Annotated in this window: 25 protein-coding genes and 2 tRNA genes; 15 read left to right on the forward strand and 12 right to left on the reverse strand. The window is 69.7% G+C overall.

Annotation, left to right across the window (positions count from 1 at the left end):
* Positions 1-36: 36 nt before the first annotated feature.
* The 3 genes from WBK31_RS38160 to WBK31_RS38170 form a co-directional block, all read right to left on the reverse strand.
* A complete protein-coding gene (locus WBK31_RS38160) occupies positions 37-1470 on the reverse strand; it encodes a M20/M25/M40 family metallo-hydrolase (protein WP_406673976.1) in 1434 nt (477 codons plus the stop codon).
* Between the two features lie 303 nt (positions 1471-1773).
* Positions 1774-2043 (reverse strand): hypothetical protein, encoded by a 270-nt coding sequence (locus WBK31_RS38165; protein ID WP_406673977.1) that lies wholly within the window; start codon positions 2041-2043, stop codon positions 1774-1776.
* A gap of 52 nt (positions 2044-2095) precedes the next feature.
* A complete protein-coding gene (locus WBK31_RS38170; protein ID WP_364063523.1) occupies positions 2096-3619 on the reverse strand; it encodes an alpha/beta hydrolase in 1524 nt (507 codons plus the stop codon).
* A 148-nt stretch (positions 3620-3767) separates the two neighbouring features.
* Here WBK31_RS38170 and WBK31_RS38175 point away from each other — a divergent pair, with 148 nt between their 5' ends.
* The 4 genes from WBK31_RS38175 to WBK31_RS38190 all read left to right on the forward strand — a co-directional run bounded on the left by WBK31_RS38175 (position 3768) and on the right by WBK31_RS38190 (position 7094).
* Positions 3768-4943, forward strand: a complete 1176-nt coding sequence (locus WBK31_RS38175; protein WP_364063520.1) for a histidine kinase — start codon at positions 3768-3770, stop codon at positions 4941-4943.
* An 11-nt stretch (positions 4944-4954) separates the two neighbouring features.
* Positions 4955-5608 (forward strand): response regulator transcription factor, encoded by a 654-nt coding sequence (locus tag WBK31_RS38180; protein ID WP_364064732.1) that lies wholly within the window; start codon positions 4955-4957, stop codon positions 5606-5608.
* 99 nt (positions 5609-5707) lie between these two features.
* A complete protein-coding gene (locus WBK31_RS38185) occupies positions 5708-5833 on the forward strand; it encodes a hypothetical protein (protein ID WP_406673978.1) in 126 nt (41 codons plus the stop codon).
* 298 nt (positions 5834-6131) lie between these two features.
* Positions 6132-7094 (forward strand): acyl-CoA desaturase, encoded by a 963-nt coding sequence (locus WBK31_RS38190; RefSeq protein WP_364063514.1) that lies wholly within the window; start codon positions 6132-6134, stop codon positions 7092-7094.
* Positions 7095-7148: 54 nt separating this feature from the next.
* On the opposite strand, the gene WBK31_RS38195 is transcribed toward WBK31_RS38190, so the two are convergent.
* Genes WBK31_RS38195 through WBK31_RS38205 form a run of 3 tightly spaced genes read right to left on the reverse strand, consistent with a single transcriptional unit; the run spans position 7149 to position 7956 of the window.
* Positions 7149-7439, reverse strand: a complete 291-nt coding sequence (locus tag WBK31_RS38195) for a DUF6461 domain-containing protein (protein ID WP_406673979.1) — start codon at positions 7437-7439, stop codon at positions 7149-7151.
* Entirely contained in the window at positions 7436-7729 is a 294-nt protein-coding gene (locus tag WBK31_RS38200) for a hypothetical protein (protein WP_406673980.1), read from the reverse strand. The genes WBK31_RS38195 and WBK31_RS38200 overlap by 4 nt, the downstream gene beginning before the upstream one ends.
* A gap of 35 nt (positions 7730-7764) precedes the next feature.
* Entirely contained in the window at positions 7765-7956 is a 192-nt protein-coding gene (locus tag WBK31_RS38205; protein ID WP_406673981.1) for a hypothetical protein, read from the reverse strand.
* A 190-nt stretch (positions 7957-8146) separates the two neighbouring features.
* On the opposite strand from WBK31_RS38205, the gene WBK31_RS38210 reads away from it, so the two are divergent.
* The 8 genes from WBK31_RS38210 to WBK31_RS38245 all read left to right on the forward strand — a co-directional run bounded on the left by WBK31_RS38210 (position 8147) and on the right by WBK31_RS38245 (position 12673).
* Complete coding sequence (locus WBK31_RS38210; RefSeq protein ID WP_406673982.1) at positions 8147-8524, forward strand: VOC family protein; 378 nt, start codon at positions 8147-8149, stop codon at positions 8522-8524.
* 173 nt (positions 8525-8697) lie between these two features.
* On the forward strand, positions 8698-9078 hold the full coding sequence (locus WBK31_RS38215) for a hypothetical protein (RefSeq protein WP_406673983.1): 381 nt from the start codon (positions 8698-8700) through the stop codon (positions 9076-9078).
* 121 nt (positions 9079-9199) lie between these two features.
* Positions 9200-10342 (forward strand): ABC transporter permease, encoded by a 1143-nt coding sequence (locus tag WBK31_RS38220; RefSeq protein ID WP_364063478.1) that lies wholly within the window; start codon positions 9200-9202, stop codon positions 10340-10342.
* Positions 10339-11064 carry an ABC transporter ATP-binding protein gene (locus tag WBK31_RS38225; RefSeq protein ID WP_364063475.1) on the forward strand — a complete coding sequence of 242 codons (726 nt, stop codon included), beginning with the start codon at positions 10339-10341 and terminating at the stop codon, positions 11062-11064. The genes WBK31_RS38220 and WBK31_RS38225 overlap by 4 nt, the downstream gene beginning before the upstream one ends.
* 21 nt (positions 11065-11085) lie before the next feature.
* Positions 11086-11373: a TetR/AcrR family transcriptional regulator gene (locus WBK31_RS38230; protein ID WP_406673984.1), complete on the forward strand. Its 288-nt coding sequence runs from the start codon at positions 11086-11088 to the stop codon at positions 11371-11373.
* Positions 11325-11675 (forward strand): hypothetical protein, encoded by a 351-nt coding sequence (locus WBK31_RS38235; protein ID WP_406673985.1) that lies wholly within the window; start codon positions 11325-11327, stop codon positions 11673-11675. Before WBK31_RS38230 ends, WBK31_RS38235 begins: the two co-directional genes overlap by 49 nt.
* 72 nt (positions 11676-11747) lie before the next feature.
* Positions 11748-12059: an antibiotic biosynthesis monooxygenase gene (locus WBK31_RS38240; protein ID WP_364063469.1), complete on the forward strand. Its 312-nt coding sequence runs from the start codon at positions 11748-11750 to the stop codon at positions 12057-12059.
* A 470-nt stretch (positions 12060-12529) separates the two neighbouring features.
* Positions 12530-12673 (forward strand): hypothetical protein, encoded by a 144-nt coding sequence (locus tag WBK31_RS38245; protein WP_364063466.1) that lies wholly within the window; start codon positions 12530-12532, stop codon positions 12671-12673.
* A gap of 511 nt (positions 12674-13184) precedes the next feature.
* On the opposite strand, the gene WBK31_RS38250 is transcribed toward WBK31_RS38245, so the two are convergent.
* A tRNA-OTHER gene (locus WBK31_RS38250) sits at positions 13185-13299 on the reverse strand.
* Positions 13300-13532: 233 nt separating this feature from the next.
* On the reverse strand, positions 13533-14708 hold the full coding sequence (locus WBK31_RS38255; RefSeq protein ID WP_378785574.1) for a hypothetical protein: 1176 nt from the start codon (positions 14706-14708) through the stop codon (positions 13533-13535).
* A 25-nt stretch (positions 14709-14733) separates the two neighbouring features.
* On the opposite strand from WBK31_RS38255, the gene WBK31_RS38260 reads away from it, so the two are divergent.
* Positions 14734-14895: a hypothetical protein gene (locus WBK31_RS38260; protein WP_378785572.1), complete on the forward strand. Its 162-nt coding sequence runs from the start codon at positions 14734-14736 to the stop codon at positions 14893-14895.
* Between the two features lie 282 nt (positions 14896-15177).
* Entirely contained in the window at positions 15178-15582 is a 405-nt protein-coding gene (locus WBK31_RS38265; protein ID WP_406673986.1) for a hypothetical protein, read from the forward strand.
* Between the two features lie 238 nt (positions 15583-15820).
* Here the strand turns inward: WBK31_RS38265 and WBK31_RS38270 are convergent.
* Together WBK31_RS38270 and WBK31_RS38275 are read right to left on the reverse strand one after the other, a co-directional pair.
* Positions 15821-15893 (reverse strand) — tRNA-Lys (locus WBK31_RS38270).
* Between the two features lie 49 nt (positions 15894-15942).
* Positions 15943-17097, reverse strand: coding sequence for an acyl-CoA dehydrogenase family protein (locus WBK31_RS38275; protein ID WP_364063457.1), 1155 nt, complete (start codon positions 17095-17097; stop codon positions 15943-15945).
* A gap of 92 nt (positions 17098-17189) precedes the next feature.
* On the opposite strand from WBK31_RS38275, the gene WBK31_RS38280 reads away from it, so the two are divergent.
* Complete coding sequence (locus WBK31_RS38280; RefSeq protein ID WP_364063454.1) at positions 17190-17474, forward strand: PspC domain-containing protein; 285 nt, start codon at positions 17190-17192, stop codon at positions 17472-17474.
* Here the strand turns inward: WBK31_RS38280 and WBK31_RS38285 are convergent, their stop codons facing one another.
* Both WBK31_RS38285 and WBK31_RS38290 read right to left on the reverse strand, forming a co-directional pair.
* A complete protein-coding gene (locus WBK31_RS38285; RefSeq protein ID WP_364063452.1) occupies positions 17475-18758 on the reverse strand; it encodes an MFS transporter in 1284 nt (427 codons plus the stop codon). It lies immediately after the preceding gene.
* 110 nt (positions 18759-18868) lie between these two features.
* Positions 18869-19219, reverse strand: a complete 351-nt coding sequence (locus WBK31_RS38290; RefSeq protein WP_378785567.1) for a metallopeptidase family protein — start codon at positions 19217-19219, stop codon at positions 18869-18871.
* Between the last annotated feature and the right edge of the window lie 82 nt (positions 19220-19301).

The following is a 19301-nucleotide window of genomic DNA, read 5'->3' on the forward strand; positions in this document are numbered from 1 at the left end:
GCCGGAGCAGTCGCCGCACGCTCGGGGTGTGAGCGGTCAGCTCTGCGCGCCGGCCCGCGCGTGCGCGTCGAGCAGGCGCGCCACCGCCTCGGTCACCTGCTTGGCGAACGGGATGTGCAGCCACTCATCCGGTACGTGGGCGTTCGAGTCGTTGCCGAGCGCACCCGTGACGACGAACTGCGCCCGCGGATACCGCCTGCCGAGCATCTCCATGAACGGGATCCCGCCGCCGATCCCCATGCTCTGGCACGGCCTGCCGAACACGTCATCGCCGACCTGCCGCAGCGCCGCCTCCAGCCAGGGGGCCGCCGTGGGCGCGTGCCAGCCGTTCAGGACCATGAACTCGCCGACCTCGATCTGCGCCCCGTACGGCACGTCGGTCGTGAGCACCCGCTCCAGCGCCGCCCGCGCCGCCTCGGCGTCGGCCGTGGGAGGCAGGCGGAAGCTCAGCCGTACGGAGCTCCAGGGCCGCAGCACCGCGCCCGCCACCGCCGGGTCAGGGAGCCCTGCGGCGCCGGTGATGGACAGGGTCGGCCGCCAGGTGTTGTTGAGCACGAGCTCCACCTCGTCATCGGAGACCCGCCGCACGCCCGGCAGCACCGGAAGCTTCGGCACGGCCACCTCGGGATGGCCCGCGACCAGCTCCGCCGCCTCCGCGCGCCGCTCGTCCGGGATGGGAACCACCATCTCGGGCACCTTGATCTCGCCGGTCTCCGGGTCCTCCAGGCGGTCGAGCAGCTGGCGCATGACCCGGAACGAGCTCGGCACGATGCCGCTGCCGAGCCCGGAGTGCACGCCCGTCTCCAGCAGGCGCACCGTCAGCGTCGCCTGCACCGCGCCGCGCAGGCTGGAGGTCAGCCACAGCCGCTCGTAGTCGCCGCCGCCCCCGTCCAGGCAGACCACCAGCGACACCTCGCCGAGCCGGTCGCCGAGATGCTCCAAGTACGCGGGCAGGTCAGGGCTGCCCGACTCCTCGCCGGTCTCCAGCAGCAGCACCGCACGGGCATGCTCGCCACCGGCCTCCTGTACGGCCTCCAGCGCGGTCGTGGCCGCGTAACCCGAGTATCCGTCGTCGGCGGCGCCCCGGCCGTAGAGCCGGTCGCCGCGGATCACCGGCTGCCACGGCCCCAGGCCCTCCGACCAGTCGCCGAGCGGCGGCTGCTTGTCGAGGTGCCCGTACAGCAGCACGGTCCCGGCGGTCGCCGCCGCGCCGGGCGTCGCGGGCACGTCCACGAACAGCAGCGGCGCCCGGCCGTCGAGCCGCACGACCTCGCACCGCGCACCCGGCAGCCCCCGCGCGGCTATCCAGCCGCGTACGTGCTCGACGGCGGCCCGCAGGTGCCCGTTCTCCTCCCAGGCGGCGTCGTAGGCGGCCGACACGGCGGGGATCTCGACCAGCCCGGAGAGGCTGGGCAGCACGTCCGCCGCCCACGCGTTGCTGATCGAATCGCGAAGTTTCTGGTGGTCCATTCCGCCATACTCTCGCAGCCGTGCCGTTCTCGGGTCTCGGGAATGATGCCTGCTGTGCCTGATCTGCTGTGGGAGGAGGTGAAGCCCTTCCTCGACCCCGCGCTCAACGGAACCCTGCCGGATGTGGTCGTGGAGGGGACGTCCTCGTGACCTCCTCCGCTCGATCGGCCGGCGTCTCGGCATGTCCGTCTGGATGAGCGCGGAGGGAACACCCGCCCATCCGGATCTCGGGTACGACGCAGACGCCGACCGCGTCGTCGTCTGGGCCGGTGCCCCGGCACTCACCGCCCGCCGGGAAGCCCTTCAGGACGTCGCGGAGGGCGGAGAGCGGGAGCAGAACGTCAGCACTTGACCGACGTGACCGACTTCTTCAGCTTTCGGCCCCTTCAGGGCGATGCCGAAGCTCACCGGCCCCGAGTAACACGTGACGCCGTCCCGGTTGATCCTGGAGCTGCCGGCGACCCGTACGTAGGCCAGCGAGAACGACCCGGCGGAGGAGGCGGCCACCGGCCGCGCGTCGAGGTGCGCCGTCGCAGGAGCGGCCCCGGCGAGCGCGCCGGCCGCCGGGGCCACGGCGACCGCCGTGGAGACGAGCGGGAACCGTGGCGTCCTGCGGGGGGCGGGGTCAGGAGCGGCAGTAGAGGTCGCGGGCCGGGAGCTCGCCCTTGGCCAGGAAGGCGACCGTGGCGCGGTCGGCGCAGGCCGAGCCGGTGCCGTACACGTAGTGGCCGCCCTGATCGGCGCCGACGAGGACGGCGCGGTGGCCGAGCGCCTTGCGCATGCCCTTCCCCGCCGCCCAGGGGGTGGCGTTGTCGCGGCGGTTCTGCAGGACCAGGACGTTCCGCGGGCCCCGCGAGGTGACCTTGACCGTCGGCTCGATCGGCTTCTCCGGCCAGAACGCGCACGCCCGGATGTTGCCCGGCATCCCCGCGCTCAAGGGGTACTTCGCGCGGGCGGTCTTGACGGCCTTGGCGTACGAGCCGACGTCCCGCGACCACGAGGTGTCCCCGCACAGCATGGCCAGGGCCATCGTGACCTGGTTGTCCTCCGGGACGCCCGGCGTGGCCGGGGTGCCGGCGAGCGCCTGCTGGAGCGCGGCGGCGCCCTCCTTCGACGGGGCCTTGCCCGCCGACAGATCGGACACCGCCTTCCAGATCCTGGTGAGCGGCGCGAGCGTCTCGTCGTGCAGCAGCATCTGGTACGTCACCGCGCGCAGCAGCCCCCCGCTGACGGTCACCTGCGCGCCCGGCACCGTGGCCGGCTTCCTGTCGAGGCGGTCGGCGAGCGCGATGAAGGTCTTGGTGACCTCGTCGGCGGTGCGGCCCAGGCCCAGCGTGGCGTGGTCGGCGGCGGCGATGCGGGCGGCGTCGGGGAAGCGGTCGTTCATGCCCTGGTTCCAGGTGTCGAGCATGCCCGACCAGATCTTGCGCGGGTCGACGTTGCCCTCCAGCACGATCCGGTCGGTGTGGCGGGGGTACATCGAGGCGTAGACCGCGCCGAGGTAGGTGCCGAAGGACTGCCCCCAGTACGAGATCTTCCGCACGCCGAGCGCCTGGCGGATGCGGTCAATGTCGCGGGCGGTGTTGGCGCTGGTGAAGTACCGGAGCTTGGGGGCGTTCGCGGCGCACTGCTCGGCCACCTTGCGGGCGGCGGCCACGCTCGGCTCGATCGCGCCGCCGGGCCCGGGATAGGGGAACAGGGTGGACAGGCTGTCGGCGCCGCTCAGCCCGCAGCTCATCGGGTTGCTGTGGCCGATCCCGCGAGGGTCGAACCCGATCAGGTCGTACGCGTCGAGCACCGGCTTCGGCAGCGTGTGAGCCATCTGGCCCGGCATGTCCAGGCCGGGCAGTCCGGGGCCGCCCGGGTTGAGCAGCAGGACGCCGCGCTTCTTGCCCGGCTTGGCGGTGGCGATCCTGGAGACGGCGATCGAGATCGTCTCACCGCCGGGACGCCGGTAGTCCAGCGGCACCTCGACCGTGCCGCAGGTCTGCCTCGGGTCGCGTTCCGCGCCCTGCGCGAGCGGCGGGCACTTCCCCCAGGTGATCGGCGTCGCGGCCTTGGCCGGCTGCGCGCCGACCAGCGTGCCCGCCGTCGCGATCGCGGCCAGGGCGCCGGCGATGGCGGTCCGTACGCGGATGGTGTCTCCCATGATCGTGCCTCCTGTGCTGTTCTCCGTTGTGCGGCTGACAGGAAAGTACGAGGTCAGAGGCACGTTCCGAATCACTGTGCTGCGGACAATCCGGGTAGCTCATTTGAGGGACAAACGCTGACGATCAGGGATCGATAGGCTCTGACCCATGTCGTGGGCCCGGGTCGCCGACCGCATACGAAGATCGCGCGACGCGTGGCGCTCATCCGGCGCCGCGATCTGGGACCCGGTGCTGGCCGCCGTGTTCACCGGGCTCGCGTTCGTGCCGCTGCTGGCGAACATGAGCGTCGATTTCGGCGACCTGCCCGAACGCCCCGAGGACGCGTTCGCGATCGTCCTGGCGCTCGCGCAGACGCTGCCGCTCGCCGTACGCACCCGGTGGCCCGCCGCCTGCCTGGCGATCATCGGCACGTCCTTCGCCCTGCACGAGGCGCTCGGCTACCCCATGCGGTTCAGCACCGTGACGGTGTACCTCGCGCTGTACTCGGCGGGCGCGCACCAGGAGCGGTTCCGCCGCGGTGTCGCCGTCGCGGCGTCGGCCGCGTACGTCCTGCTGGTCGTGACGATGCTGCTGCTCGGCTCGCCCGCCGGGCCGAGCCAGTTCGTGGTGTTCTACGTTCTCTTCGCCGCCTGCTGGCTGGTCGGCGCCTTCGTCCGCGGGCAGCGCCGCCAGGAGGCCGAACGCCGCAGGCACGCCGCCGAGGCCGCGACCGCCGCGGAACGCGCGCGCATCGCCCGCGAGCTGCACGACGTGGTCACCCACCACGTCACCGGCATCGTCATCCAGGCCGACGCCACCCAGTTCGTGGCCACGGAGCCGGACCGCGTGCGCGCGGCGCTGACGACCATCGGCGGCACCGGCCGCCGCGCCCTGGCCGAACTCCGCTACCTGCTCGACGTGCTTGAGGCCACCGGGGAGTCGGCAAGACCCGTCGCGGGCAGCCTGCGCGACCTGGTCGAGCAGGTACGCGGCGGCGGCCAGCCCGTCGAGCTCGTGGAGGACGGCGAGCTGCCCGCGCTCCCGGTCGCGGTGGGCCTGGCCGTGTACCGGGTGGTCCAGGAGGGCCTGACGAACGCCGTCAAATACGCAGAAGGCCGGCCGACCACCGTACGGGTCGGCTGCCGGGACGATCGTGTGGAGGTCGAGGTGACGAACGCCCCCGCCGCGCAGCCCGCCGGCGCGAGGAGCGACCTGTCCGGCGGGCGCGGCCTGTCCGGGCTGCGCGCCCGGGTGAGCGCGCTGGGCGGCGAGCTGGCCGCGGGAAAGCAGCCGGACGGCGGTTTCCGCCTCCACGCGTCGATCCCCATGGACGGTGCCGCGTGACCATCCGCGTCATGATCTGCGAGGACCAGGAGATCGTCCGCGCCGGATACCAGATGGCGTTCGACGCCCAGCCGGACATGACCGTGGTCGGCGTGGCCGCCGACGGCCCGGCCGCGATCGAGGCGATCCACGAGCTGAAGCCCGACGTGGTCGTCATGGACATCCAGATGCCGCTGATGGACGGCATCGAGGTGACGCGGCGCATCGCCGGACCCGGCGCGGAGTCGCCGCCGAAGGTGCTGGTCGTGACCACGTTCAACGTCGACAAGTACGTCTACGAGGCCCTGCGCGCCGGCGCCAGCGGCTTCCTGCTCAAGGACGCGCCCCTGACGGAGCTGGTGAACGGCGTCCGCACCGTCGCCCGCGGCGAGGCCCTGCTGTCGCCCGCCGTCACCCGCAACCTCATCGGCCGCTACGCCGACCGCCTCCGCCCCGCCTCCCCGCAGCCGGCCGATGACCCGCTCGCCGTCCTCACGCCCCGCGAACGCGAGGTGCTCCGCCTGATCGCCCGCGGCCTGTCCAACCAGGAGATCGCCGAGGAGCTGGTCATCAGCTTCGAGACCGTCCGCACGTACGTCTCCCGCATCCTCACCAAACTGAACCTGCGCGACCGCGTCCAGGCCGTCGTCCTCGCCTACCGCACCGGCTTCGCCGACGACCGCTGAACCCGCCGCCGACCGGGCAGATGTGCCCTGACGTGCGGATGTAACCCTTCCGGGCGGTTCTCACCAAGCAGGGACGAACCGATGAAGGGAGCATGACCGGTGCGTCGTAAACAGGCCATCCAGAACCCGTCCGCACCGGGATTCGCCTCTCTCCGTACCACCGTCACCGACGCGGACGGCGTTTCCCTCACCCAGACCATCACCCGCGCCTACGGCATCTCGTGACGCCGTCCGGGGCTCTCCGGCTCGGATCATCCCCGAGCCGGAGAGCCCCGCGGCGCTCCACGCGTGGATGATCTCCGCTGCGCGCCGGTGACCTGTCGACCAGGGAGGGTCGGCGATTCCCGCGAACGCTCGCTGCTTCGCGGGCTCAGGAGGCCGGATGCCCCTTCGGGCCGGGCGGCACGTCCGCGATGGGCGCCGCGTTCCGGTGGGCTCTCGTGGTCCCGGACATGACCTGCGCGTTCGTGGGCACATGAGTACATCAGGAGATCGGCGTCGCAGTGTAAGGGGGAATGCGGACATGGCTGCGTCGGAGGCAGGCGCGTTCTATCAGGGACGGGCGGGGGCGGCGCCGCTCATCGGCGGCCGTAAACCGGTCGCGGCGGTGGTCGCGTTGTGGGTGTTCGTTCTGGTGCCGTTCGCGGCGCTGGTCGCCGCCGTGCCGGTGGCCTGGGGATGGGGCCTGAGCTGGACCGACGTGGTGATCGCCGGCGCGGCGTACGTCCTGACCGGGCTCGGCGTCACGGTGGGCTTCCACCGCTACCTCGCCCATGGCGCGTTCAAAGCACGGCGCTGGCTGCGGATCGCCCTGGCCGTGGCCGGGTCGCTCGCGGTGCAGGGCTCGGTCATCCAGTGGGTGGCCGACCACCGGCGCCATCACGCCTTCTCCGACCGTGACGGCGACCCGCACTCGCCCTGGCGCTACGGCCACAGCGTGCGCGGCCTGGCCAAGGGGTTGGTGTTCGCGCACGTCGGCTGGATGTTCGGACGCGACCTCACCAACCGGGAGCGTTTCGCCAAGGACCTGCTGAACGACGCCGGCATCGTCCGGGTCGAGCGGCTGTTCGGGCCGCTGGTGGCGGTCTCGATGCTGCTGCCGCCCGCCGTCGGCCTGCTGGTCACCGGCACCTGGGCGGGGGCGGTGACCGCGTTCTTCTGGGGCTCGCTGGTACGGCTCGCGCTGCTGCACCACGTCACCTGGTCGATCAACTCCGTCTGCCACGTCTTCGGCGAGCGGCCGCTGAAGACCCGCGCCGGGGACCGGGCGGCGAACTTCTGGCCGCTGGCGATCCTTTCGTTCGGTGAGAGCTGGCACAACGGCCACCACGCCGACCCCACCTGCGCCCGCCACGGCATGCTGCCCGGCCAGATCGACATCTCCGCCCGGCTGATCAGGTGGCTGGAGCGGCTGGGCTGGGTGCGCGACGTCCGCTGGCCGACCCCGTCCCGCCTGGCCGCCCGCCGCCGCGACCCCGGTCCGTGACGGCCGGGGCGTGACATGCGCGCCATCGCCGACGGAGGGCTCCTGGGGTTCTCGCTAGGCGTAGGGATGGAGCTGCGCCGCCGAGCCGACCAGCGCAGCAGCAGCGTCCGCGTAAGCCGCATGCGAAAGGTGCACGCCGGTGGCCCGCTCGGCGAGGGCCAGCGCGGCGGAGGCCGGATTGTCCGCGAACCCGTGCTCGACGTCGGCGTGCAGTCCGAGGTCGGTGACGTCGGCCCTGAGGCGATCGGGCTCGGCGCCCTCCCGGAAACGGTAGCTGTACAGGCTGAACGTGGTGATCAGCGTCCCGTTTTCGTGGTACGCGAACTCAGCGTCCTTGATCGTCACGCGGACCGCGGCGGCCGCCGAGCCGGCCGAAGACGCCCGGCACCGTTATAGACGACGCCGCCCCAGCCGTACTCGATGAGCACCGTCCCGCCATCGGTCCGGTACGCCGCGACGCCGAATCCCTCCCCTTCCAGAGGGCTGCCCGCGACCACGTCGATCCGCCGCAGCGCCTCTTCAGGAGGCGAGTCCCGTACGAAACACGCGCAGAGCCAGGTGTCGCCCACGTCGTCGGTGAACTCCTGGTAGAGCCACTCATAAGCGGCTGCGGTCGCCTTACCCGTGGCCATCATGCGCCTCCCGAGGCTGGACGTTCGGGGCGATCTTCTCAGGAGACTCCAGCAACAACTTCGTTGGAGACTGCGCCGACGCAGACGTCCGGCCTGCCGGGCAGGGAGAACGTCTTCTCCTGCGGCGCGGAGCAGGTGGTCGCCGCCCATGCTCCGGTGGTGGGGGATGACGCGAGGGTGGTGGCGAGAAGCGTGCCGATGGCGGCGATGCGGGTGATGGTGCGGACCATGCAGTCCGGCCCTTCTCAAGGGTCGCGTTCCGACGACCAGGACTCTGCGAGGGCCGTCGCAGGGGCCGAGAACGGTGCGGGCGAAGGCGCCGGCGGCACAGGTGGGCCGGGCTCGAATGCGGACTCGGCGGTTATGGTGCTGGAAGATGCCGCAGCCCGCTCGGGGCACCCGAGGCAGTCGAGGAGCCGCATGCGTATCGACCGCATCGACCACGTGGTCTTGACCGTCGCCGATATCGACACCACCGTGGATTTCTACGTCCGGGTTCTCGGTATGCAGGCGGTGACGTTCGGCGCGAACCGCACCGCCTTGACGTTCGGACGCACCAAGATCAACCTGCACCAGGCCGGTCGCGAGTTCGAGCCGAAGGCACACCGGCCGACCCCGGGCAACGCCGACCTCTGCCTGATCACCACGGATCCGTTGGAGCAGGTGATCGAGGAACTCGCGGCGCACGGCGTCCCCGAGGAAGGCCCGGTCGAACGCACCGGCGCGACCGGCCCCATCCGCAGCGTCTACATCCGCGACCCGGAACGGAACCTCATCGAGATCAGCACCTTCCCCTGACCCGAACTGGTCCGGTCACCTCCGCCGACGAGGCGGAAGGGCCGCGACAACGTCGTGCGCAGCGGCGGCGTCGGGCTCTACGCCTCCACGAAGACCTCGTTCGAGAACGTCACCGTCGCCGGGTCCTGCGGGGGCGGCAACGCATCCGTTCTCGTCCGGTATCAATGGTGCCCATGACCGCCGCCTTGGGCATGTCCCTCCTCTTCGTATCGCTGGGGTGGCCGCTGATCGCGATCGCCGCGGTGGGGATGGCCGTGCACATCGCCGTCACCCTCTCGAAGAGACGCTGGCGCCGAGCGCGGACGGGGTGGCTCGAGGGCAGTTTCGCCGCGGTGGCGATCTACGGGGCCGGGGACTTTTACGGCGGTTTCTCCTATAAGGATCCGGAGGATCCATGCCTGTTCCGTGGGTACGCGTACTCGGATGCCCGTGACGCCGGTGTGACGGGACCGAGCCGTCGGCCGGTCCGCTCACGGCCGGGTAACCGCTCCTTCGCGCAGCTTGGCCGCGGCCCGGCGGCCGGCGACGTGATCACGTCGATTCGGGGCTCATGACGTCTCTCGTGGCTGACGCGTCGAGTTTCATCTTTCCGACACCATGTTGGTATCTTGTCGACGGCGCGTCGGTAACTAAGGCGTCGGTTCCGTGAAATCCCCTTTCCCGTCAAGGAGTGCCATGTTCCTGGCCTGGCGCGAGCTGGTCTTCGCCCGCGCACGTTTCGGCCTGATGGGCGGAGTCGTCGCCCTCATCGCAATCCTCGTCGTCCTGCTGTCCGGCCTCTCCTCGGGGCTCGTCAACGACGGCGTCTCCGGGCTCCAACGGCTGCCCGTCACCGCGTTCGCCTTCGCCGAGGGCACCAAGACCGACTCCGCCTTCTCCCGCAGCACCGTCGACGTGAGCAAGGCCGAGACATGGAAGGGCCGCGACGACGTCGGCGACGCCGCGCCGTTCGGCGTCATGCTGGTCAACGCCAAGGCCACGACGCGAGCCGGCACCGAGGTGCCGATCGACCTGGCGCTGTTCGGCGTCGAGCCCGGTTCGTTTCTCACGCCGCCCGTCTCCGACGGCGCCGGGCTGGGCGACCTCGACGGGATCGTGGTCAGCCAGACCGTCCTGGACGAGGGCCTGGCGATCGGCGACACCGTCGTCATCGACCGCCTGGGCACACAGCTCAAGATCGTCGGAACCACCGGCGACCAGCGCACGTTCGGGCACGTCGATGTGGCGTACCTGCCGTTGCGCTCCTGGCAGCAGGTGCACGCCGGCGCTGGCCCGGGTGACGAGGTGCGTGCGGAAGCGTACGAAGAAGCCACGGCCATCGCCCTGCGCGCACGGGACGGTGACGAGATCGACCTGGCCGGGGGCGACGCCGCGGCGGGCACCGCGAGCATGACGCTCGAAGAGTCCTTCGGAGCCTCGCCCGGCTACACCGCCGAGATCTCCACGCTCACGCTCATCCAGGTCTTCCTGTACGCCATCTCCGCGCTCGTCGTCGGGACGTTCTTCACCGTGTGGACGATCCAGCGCAAGCACGAGCTCGCCGTCGTACGGGCCATGGGCGCCTCCACCGGCTACCTCATGCGGGACACGATGATCCAGGCGGCCGTCATCCTGACCGTGTCCACCGCCGTGGGCTTCCTGATAGGGGTTGGCGGCGGCGCGATGCTCACCACCACGCCCATGCCGTTCGCCCTGGAGGCGGGCCCGCTCGTCCTCGCCGCCCTGATCCTCGTCGGCCTCGGCCTCGCCGGTGCCGCGGCGGCCGTGGGCCGCATCGTCCGCGTCGACCCGCTCGTAGCCCTGGGAGGGCAGCGATGACCACTCGTTCCAGGTCCCAGCGTCCGGACTCCCGCCTGGCCGGTGCCCAAGAGCGCGGCGGCCTGCTGATGGAGGGCGTCACCCTGTCACTCGGCGACGGCGACGCCACGGTCACCGCGCTCGATGACGTCAACCTCGACGTGGCGGCCGGCGAGTTCGTCGCCATCGTGGGGCCGTCAGGAGCCGGCAAGTCGAGCCTGCTCGCCGTCGCCGGCGCGCTCACCACACCCGACACCGGCAGGGTTCTGATCGACGGCGTCGACATCACCAAGGCGAGCTCGCGAGAGAAGGCGCGCCACCGGCGCGAACGGATCGGGTTCGTCTTCCAGTCCGGCAACCTCATCCCGGCACTCACCGCGCTCGACCAGCTCCGCTTCGCGCTCGACATAGCGGGCAAGCGCGCAGGCGGCGGTCACGATCCGCGAGAGCTGCTCGACCGGGTCGGGATGGGACACCGCGCCGGGCACCGCCCCCACCAGCTGTCCGGTGGCGAGCGGCAGCGCGTGGGAATCGCCCGCGCGCTGGTCACCCGCCCGGCCGTGCTGCTGGTGGACGAGCCGACCGCCGCGCTCGACCGTGCCCGCAGCGACGATATCGTGAAGCTGCTGGCGCATGAGGCGCACGAGTTCGCCGTCGCGACGATCATGGTCACTCACGATCACGAGGTGCTCGACCACTGCGATCGCGTCCTGTCGATGGTGGATGGGAGACTGTCGGAGTAGGCCGACCATGGGGGAGGGCAGGTGCCGCGCATTCAAGCCCCTACTGTCGCCGAGCATCGGGCCGCCCAGCGCCGGGCGCTGCTCGACGCGGCCAGGGAGATCCTCGCGGAGACCGGCCGGCCACCGACGCTGGCCAGGGTCGCCGAGCGCGCCGGGCTTGCCAGGTCCAGCCTCTACCAGTACTTCCGGTCGTCGGGAGACCTGCTCAACGCGGTCGTGGAAGACGTCTTCCCCGCTGGTCGGCGAGGGTGGCAGCGGCGATGGACGCCGCGGCCACCCCTGCCGACCGCGTACTCGCCTACGTGCTGACCAACTTCGAGCTCATCGCCGAGGGCGAACACGCGCTGGCCACCGTCCTCGCCGAGGTCGTGCCGGGCGACACCGTCGCCGAGCAGACCCGTGCCATGCACGCGCAGCTCTTGGAGCCCCTCGTGGAGACGCTGCGCCTCCTCGGAGTTCCCGCGGTGCCGGAGACGGCGGAGATGATCAACGCCATCGTGTTCACCGGGTCCCGGCTGATCGAGTCCGGCACCGACCTGCACACCGTCTGGGAGTCGGCACGGGGCCTGCTGGAGCCGTTCGTCCGCGCCTCGGAGCAGACGACGCCCTGAGCGCCTGAGGGTTTGCCGACGCTATGTCGGTAAAATGGCGGCACCGGCAGGCTCGATCCTCGGAGGAACACCATGTACGTCGTGCACAACCGCATCGAAGTCGCTCCCGAACAGGCCGCCTCCTTCGAGGAGACCTTCAGCGCCAGCATGCGCGCGACGCTCGCCGGGGTGCCCGGCCTGCGGCGCAGCCTGCTGATGCGCCCGGCCAAGCCCGGTGACCCGTACGTGTCGACCATGGAGTTCGACTCGGCCGAGGATTTCCGCGCCTGGATGAAGTCCGACTCCTTCAAGGCCGCGCACGCCAACGCCGACGCACCCGGCATGCAGGCCCCCTCGGCGATCGAGCTCTTCGACGTCCTGGAGGACTTCTCCGCCACGCCTTGACGGCTTCATCGCGGCCGCCCTACCCGGAAGCGACGAGACCGGGTGCGTCCCAGCTCGCCGGCGCAGCAGAGTCGCGATCACTTCGATCGTGGTCGCGGAGCCGGCCGCGATGACGTCCTCGTTCTTGACGTGCACCCCCGCGGGCGCGGAAATTCAGGACTTCTCCAATCCGCCGGGGTGTACGGTGGGCGCTCGCGGCACGCGTGGTGCTCTATAGGAGGAATTCCGGTGGTATCCGTCAGGGATCCAAGTCGCCTTCGACTGCACTTCATCTGAGCGTGTCGGCCGCTTCTGATGCGAGGTGCTGGGGTACGTCCCGCCGGAACCGCCTGAGGGCATCGCCACTTGGGACGACTACAGCCGCAGCCTGCCGCCCGAGCAGCGGGACTCCTGGTTCGCATGCAGCGACCCCACGGGTGCCGGTCCGCGGCTGTACTTCCAGCGCGTCCCTGCCCGGACGAGGTGACGGCATGCAGTGCGACGACCCGGACGAGCTCGTGGAGATAGACGAGAGCGTCAGCTCGGCCTTGGCGCTGATCGGCCGCGTCACGGGAACGGACGTCGCCGCCGACTGGTTCCAGGCGCGGCACTCCCGCGTCGAGCCCGCTCCTTGACCCTTCGGTCCGGCCGTGGCTCAGAGCCTGCGGGCGGTGATGTCGCCGTTGGACGTGGTGGCGTGGATGGCCGGCTCGGCGGTGCCGGTGTTCTTGAGGGCGTTGGTGATGCGGCCGTGGTGGTGCCGGCGTTCGGGGAAGCCGAGGCACCGGCGGCGGTGACGGAGACGTCGCCGGACTGCGGGGCGAGCACGAGCGTGCCGCCCGCAGCACTCATCGGAGCCATCGTCGGAGAGACGACGGGCATTCTGGTCGCCATCGACGGAGCAAGCGTCTCTCAGTGCTTCATGGCGGGCGCAGGGGCCTTCGCCGGCAGCCTGGCCCTGATCCTTGGGGTGCTCCACGCGCCAAGCTGCTGTGACGACTGGGGGACAGGTTTCCCGGTCCGGGTTCCCGGCGACTGGGGGACCTGTCCCGAGTGGAGTCGTGGAGAGGCGGCATCGAGGCACGCCTTTTAGCAGATCCGTTAGCGAACACCCTCGGACGAAGATCGTTCCGAGGGCGTTTCGGCTGGTAGGGCGCCCGGGGCTCGAACCCGGAACCTACGGATTATCAGCTCGGCCGATCATGGTTCCAGACAGTTCATTGCAGGTCAGGACGCATGCACGGTCCCCCTTGAACGCCCCTGAACGGCATGGAACTGCAACTGGGACGGCTCACACTGCGTTGCCCGGTGCCTGGCGGCCTACGGAAAATCACTTCCGAACGCCTTTTTGTAGCGGCTATGGTCGTCCAGGCGGCGGGGTCGATCGCACGTTAACGGGCGGGGCCTCGGGCTGAGTCCTCGTAATTCACCGCCGATCGCCGCCCGTTCTGGCGCGCATCTGGCATGACGATCAAGTCAGCGCGCGACGCTGTGTCAGCTGCCTGTGTTCACAATGGCCGACAGGAGCTGACGGTCGTAGGGCAGCCCTAACAGGGCGAACAGCATGTCCGGCGGCAGCCCGAACGTCTCTACGGGCGACAGGTTCCAGATCTCGTCGTTCTCCAGCAGAGCTTGGAGGTAAGCACGCTGAGCATCGTTCAGCGAACCGGTCGTCGAGAATGGTGTGGGAAAGGCGGCTTGCAGCAGCATGCTCCAGTCCGGATAACCGGTGGAACGGCTCGACCTGGATGCCACCGCAAGCGCTGTCGGCAGTAGTTCGGCGAAGTCTGGCACTCGCCGGATGGCCTCAATGATCAGCCGATCCGGATAGTCGTCGGGGAGCGTTTGCAGGTCCGAGTCGGGATACCAGCCGGCGATGTGGTCCGGATTGGCGATCGCGTCGAGGATGACCTGTGTTCCGTCCGGGTCGTCCGCGAGGTTGGATGCGAAGGCGGCCCTGACCCGGATCCTTGTATCGTGGTCGAAGAGAAACGCTCGATTTACGGCGCCGAGCCGGTCGAGTGCAAAGAGGGCTTTGGCTCGTTCGTAGTAGGTGTCGGCGTCGCGTGCTCGGCTTTCGAGCAGGGTGATGATCTCGGTTCGTCGGTTTGCGACGGTCGGTACCTGGCATAGCATCGCCGCTGCATCCGCAGCCTGTACCCGAGTTTGCAGCTCCTTGTGGCTTACGCACCGGAGAACAGGATCGACCAGGACGGGGGCGACGACCCGGCAATGGATGATGGCGTCGTAGTCCTCGGTATCCAGTTCCTTGTCCTCACCTCCCGAGGTATCGCGGTCGCAGATCGTGCAGTAGGCCTGCCAGAGTTCGCTCTCGGTTCTGTCGGGCTCGGTGCCCTCGGCCACTGCGTGAAGGAAGCCGAGTAGGTGGGCGCGTACTGGCTCTGTCGACCACCCAAAGATCGAGATCGGCCGATCGAATCGAGGATCTTCCAGTAGGCCTGCGACTACGAGCGCTGCTGGTGCGGTGGCGGAGTAGATAGAGCTTTGGTGGACGACGGACTCGAAGAGGTGCTCAATCGCCTCGACCCAGCCGGCCTCATCGTTTTTTCGTAGCCGCATCAAATGACCCCGGGTATCGACCGCCCTCCCATACGCGTGCGACAAGCGCGACCAGTCGTAGCCGTGCAGGGCGTCCCAACCCAAGCGCATGGCGGCATTCTGCCGTATGGGAGAGATGCCAAGAGCAGAAGGCAGTGGCCAGGAGGAGGTCTCTGACTTTGGCAGTTGTACGTGGAGCGCGCTGCTGACGTACTCCTTCCTGCCTGAAGACCGGCGTCCCGTTCCGACTCCGGAGATCGCGGAGGAGCTGTCCGCCAACCCGCTGCACAAGGTCTAGTTCCGCAAGGTCAAGGTCAGTGGCGAAGTGGATCGGCGCGCGGTGGTCAATCCGCAGCAGGCACGCGCGCTGCTGGCCGCCGTCAGCTACGTCGGCAAGAGGAGGGGGCCGATGATGGTGGCGATGTTCGCCTGCATGTACTTCGCCGGGCGAGGCGTCGAGCCTGCGCAGGAAGGACTGTCACCTCCCCGACGAGGGATGGGGCATGCTCACGCTGGAGAAGACCCGCCCGGAGAGCAATAGGCGCTACACCGACTCGGGGAGAGCCACGATGAGCGGGGGTTGAAGCATCGGGACCAGAAGGCGACACGCCTGGTGCCGATCCCGCCCGAACTGGTGAAGATCCTGCGCGAGCACATCGACCGGTTCGGGGTGGCCGAGGACGGTCGGCTGTTCAGGACGGGATCGGGCAAGCCTTTCCCCGGCTCGACCGTCTCGAAGGTCTGGCGCGAGGCGCGTACGTACGCGCTGACCCCTGACCAGGTGGCCTCACCGCTGGCGGCTCGCCCGTACGATCTTCGGCACGCGGCCGTGTCGCTCTGGCTCAACGCGGGCGTGCACGCTCCCGAGGCGGCCGAACGGGCGGGGCACGGCGTCGATGTGCTCCTACGCGTCTATGCCAAGTGCATCGACGGTCAACGCGAGGTGGCGAACCAGCGCATCCTGGCCGCGCTCAATGCCGCATGACCAGCACCTTCAGGACAGGACCCCGGGGCGTCTCGGGATCCTTCGTCGTTGCCGCGGAATGGCCCGGTAACGACTCCCGGATTGCCGCTGTGACCTGGGAAAACGCGCCAAGATCCATTCCGTGTATTCCGCGGAGGGTGGCATCCGGCGGCGTCCAGCGGCGTACGGCTGCCTACCAGCCCGAAGCCCGGCAAGGGAAAAGCCCCAGCTCAGGGGCATGATCCGAGGTGGAGGATAGTAGGGCGCCCGGGGCTCGAACCCGGAACCTACGGATTAAAAGTCCGCAGCTCTGCCAATTGAGCTAACGCCCCTAGCAACAGCAAGGGTACAGAGATTACCGCGCTGTCCGCGACGCCACCATCATCGGTAAGCCGACAGCCCGGTCAGCGCCTCGCCGAGCACCAGGGTGTGGACTTCCTGGGTGCCTTCGTAGGTGAGCACGCTTTCGAGGTTGTTCATGTGTCTGATCACAGGGTACTCCAGCGTGATCCCGTTGCCGCCCAGGATGGAGCGGGCCTGGCGGGCGATGTCGAGCGCGGCCCGTACGTTCGCCAGCTTGCCGAAGCTGATCTGCCGGGGCTCCAGGGTGCCGGCGTCCTTGAGCCGGCCGAGGTGGAGGGCGGTGAGGCCGGCCTGGGCGAGGCCGACGTACATCCAGGCCAGCTTCTCCTGGGTGAGCTGGAACGCGCCGATCGGCTTGTCGAACTGGACGCGGGTCTTGGAGTAGTCGACGGCGGCCTCGACGCAGGCGCGGGCGGCGCCGGTGACGCCCCAGACGATGCCGTACCGGGCCTCGGACAGGCAGGACAGCGGCCCGCGCAGGCCCGTGACGCCGGGCAGGACGGCGGAGGCGGGCAGGCGTACGTCGTCGAAGTAGAGGGACGAGGTGACCGAGGCCCTCAGGGACATCTTCTTGCGGATCTCAGGGGCGCTGAAGCCCGGGGTGTCGGTGGGGACGACGAAGCCGCGGATGCCGTCGTCGGTCTGCGCCCACACGACCGCGACGTCGGCGACGGATCCGTTGGTGATCCACATCTTGGAGCCGTTCAGGATCCAGTCGGAGCCGTCCTTCTTGGCGTACGTGCGCATGCCGGCCGGGTCGGAGCCGTGGTCGGGCTCGGTCAGGCCGAAGCAGCCGATGGCCTCGCCGGCGGCCATGCGGGGCAGCCATTCCTCTTTCTGCTCGTCGGAGCCGTACTTCCAGATGGGGAACATGGCGAGCGAGCCCTGCACGGAGACGAAGGAACGCAGCCCGGAGTCGCCCGCTTCGAGCTCGCGGCAGGCCACGCCGTAGGAGACGGCGTCGGTGCCGGCGCAGCCGTACCCCTGAAGGTGCATGCCGAGCAGGCCGAGCGAGCCGAGCTCGGGTGCGAGCTCGCGCGCGGGGAAGACCGCCTCCTCGAACCAGTCCCCGACGTGCGGCAGGATGCGGTCGGCGACGAAGGACCTGACGGTGTCGCGGATCAGTCGCTGGTCGGCGTCGAGCTGATCGTCCAGGCGCAGCAGGTCGTCCATCACAGGGTCCTCTCCTCACATAGGGGACTACCAGGGTTCTACCAGGGGCAATCCTGATGTGCGAACATCGGGCCGCCGGGCAGTCTTGGGGCATGAGCGAATACAAGAAACTCCGCAGGACCCACAAAGGCCGGATCATCGCGGGCGTCTGCTCGGGCGTCGGCGAGTACGTCGGCATCGACGCCAACCTCGTGCGGATCGCGCTGGCGATCTCGACGCTGTTCGGCGGGCTCGGCGTCGGCATCTACGCGATCGGCTGGCTCCTCATGCCGGACGAGGAGCACGACACCTCGATCGTCCAGGACCTCATCGCCAAGCAGCAGCAGAGCAGAGCCACGACGACGGACTGGAGCGGCGAGCACAAGCCGCAGCCGTGATCAGACGGGCGCCTGGGCGCGTACCCGGCCGCTCTTGCCGCGGGACTCGGCCCAGATCATGGAGAGCACGGCGGCGCTGACCAACCCGGCGAGCCCCGCGATCGCGATCACGGGCTCGGGGCCGAGTCTCTCAGCGGCGAACCCGCCCACCAGGATCCCCACCCCCTGGACGGCCATCAGCCCCGACTGCACGAGGCCGAAGGCTTGGCCGCGACGTTCGGCGGGCACGTGCTGGACGAACGCGGCGTTGGCGGCGAGCTGGTAGGCACCGCCGATGCCCGACAGGACCCACGCGGCGAGCACGACGGCGAGCGGTGGCTTGATCGCGGTGATGATGAGCGGCGCGCAGCTCAGCATCGCCATCCATCCCATGAGCCGCAGCCGGCGCGCGGGCGAGACGAATCTGCTGAACAGGAACGCCCCCACCACCGTCCCGGCCGGCATGGCGGCCATGAGCAGCCCCGTGATCACCGCGGCGGGCAGCTCGTCGGTGGCGAGGCGGGCCGCGTAGGGGGCGGCGATGCCCTCGGGCAGGATGTAGAAGCCGCAGAGCCAGGCGAACAGGACGAGCGTCCGCAGTTTCCGCGAGCCGAACACCAGCCGGGCGCCGCTCGTGGTCATGTGCCACATCGACGGCTTGGCGCCCTCGCCTTGGGGCGCGGGACGGCGGCGTACGCCGGAGACGAGGATCAGCGCCGAGCCGAGGAAGGTGGCGGCGTCGATGGCCAGCGCGCGGTACGGGCCCATGCCGGCGATGAGCGCTCCGCCGGCCGCGAAGCCGAGCATCTGCACGGCCTGGTTCGTCATGTTCTGCAGCGCGGAGCCGATGACGTACGCGTCGCCTTCGAGCACTTCGGGCAGCAGTGCCGCCCGCGCGGCCGAGAAGGGGGCGCTGAGCAGCACGACCAGGAACACCAGCGCGCACAGCGCCCAGAACGGCACGCCCGGCACCGCCATCACGGCCACCAGCGCCGCCCTGATGAGGTCGCAGGTCAGCATGACGCCGCGGCGCGCGAACCGGTCGGCGAGGCCGGCGAGCAGCGGCCCGCCGAGGATGGAGGGCAGGTAGGTCAGCGCGTAGACGGCGGCGGTGGCGAGCGGGGAGCCGGTGCGGTCGAAGACGAGCACCGCGAGCGCCACCTGGGCCAGCTGGTCGCCGAGAAGCGAGAGGCCCTGGCCGTACCAGAGGGCCCTGAACTCCCGGATGGCGATGACTTCCCGGTATGTGGCTTGTGTGGCTTCCCCGGCACGGCGATGCCGTCCCGGGTGCCGTCGCGCCCGCATGGCCCCCATTGGACTCCGCTGTGCCTGACTCAGGGTGTTCGCTATGTCACCTAAGGTGCCCGAGAGTGCCCGCCGTCCGCAACCGGAAGCAGCCAACCAAACGCAAAGGGTTACCAGCCCAATTCGTGAAGTCGGGCGTCATCGATGCCGAAGTGATGCCCGACTTCATGGACGACCGTGATGCGCACCTCTTCGATCACTGCCTCTTCGGTATCGCAAATCTCACATATCGGGTTGCGGTAGATCTCTATGCGGTCGGGCAGAACCGCTGAGTACCAGTCGCCGCGTTCCGTGAGGGGGACACCGGTGTACAGGCCGAGCAGGTCGGGCTCAGGCGGGTCATCGACGACGGTGACGATCACGTTGCTCATGGCGCGCGTGAGGTCGGGCGGAATCGTGTCCAATGCCTCGGCCACGAGTTCCTCGAATCTCTGCCGCGATACCTCGATCACACTTGCCATTCTGCCCCGCCGGTCAGGTAAGCAAGAATCTGTATGAAGTTCGTGCACTGGTCAAAGGCCATTCTCCGGTCACGTGCCGCGA

It is taken from the genome of Nonomuraea sp. N2-4H (assembly GCF_045291505.1).
In the GTDB taxonomy this organism is placed as follows: domain Bacteria; phylum Actinomycetota; class Actinomycetes; order Streptosporangiales; family Streptosporangiaceae; genus Nonomuraea; species Nonomuraea fastidiosa.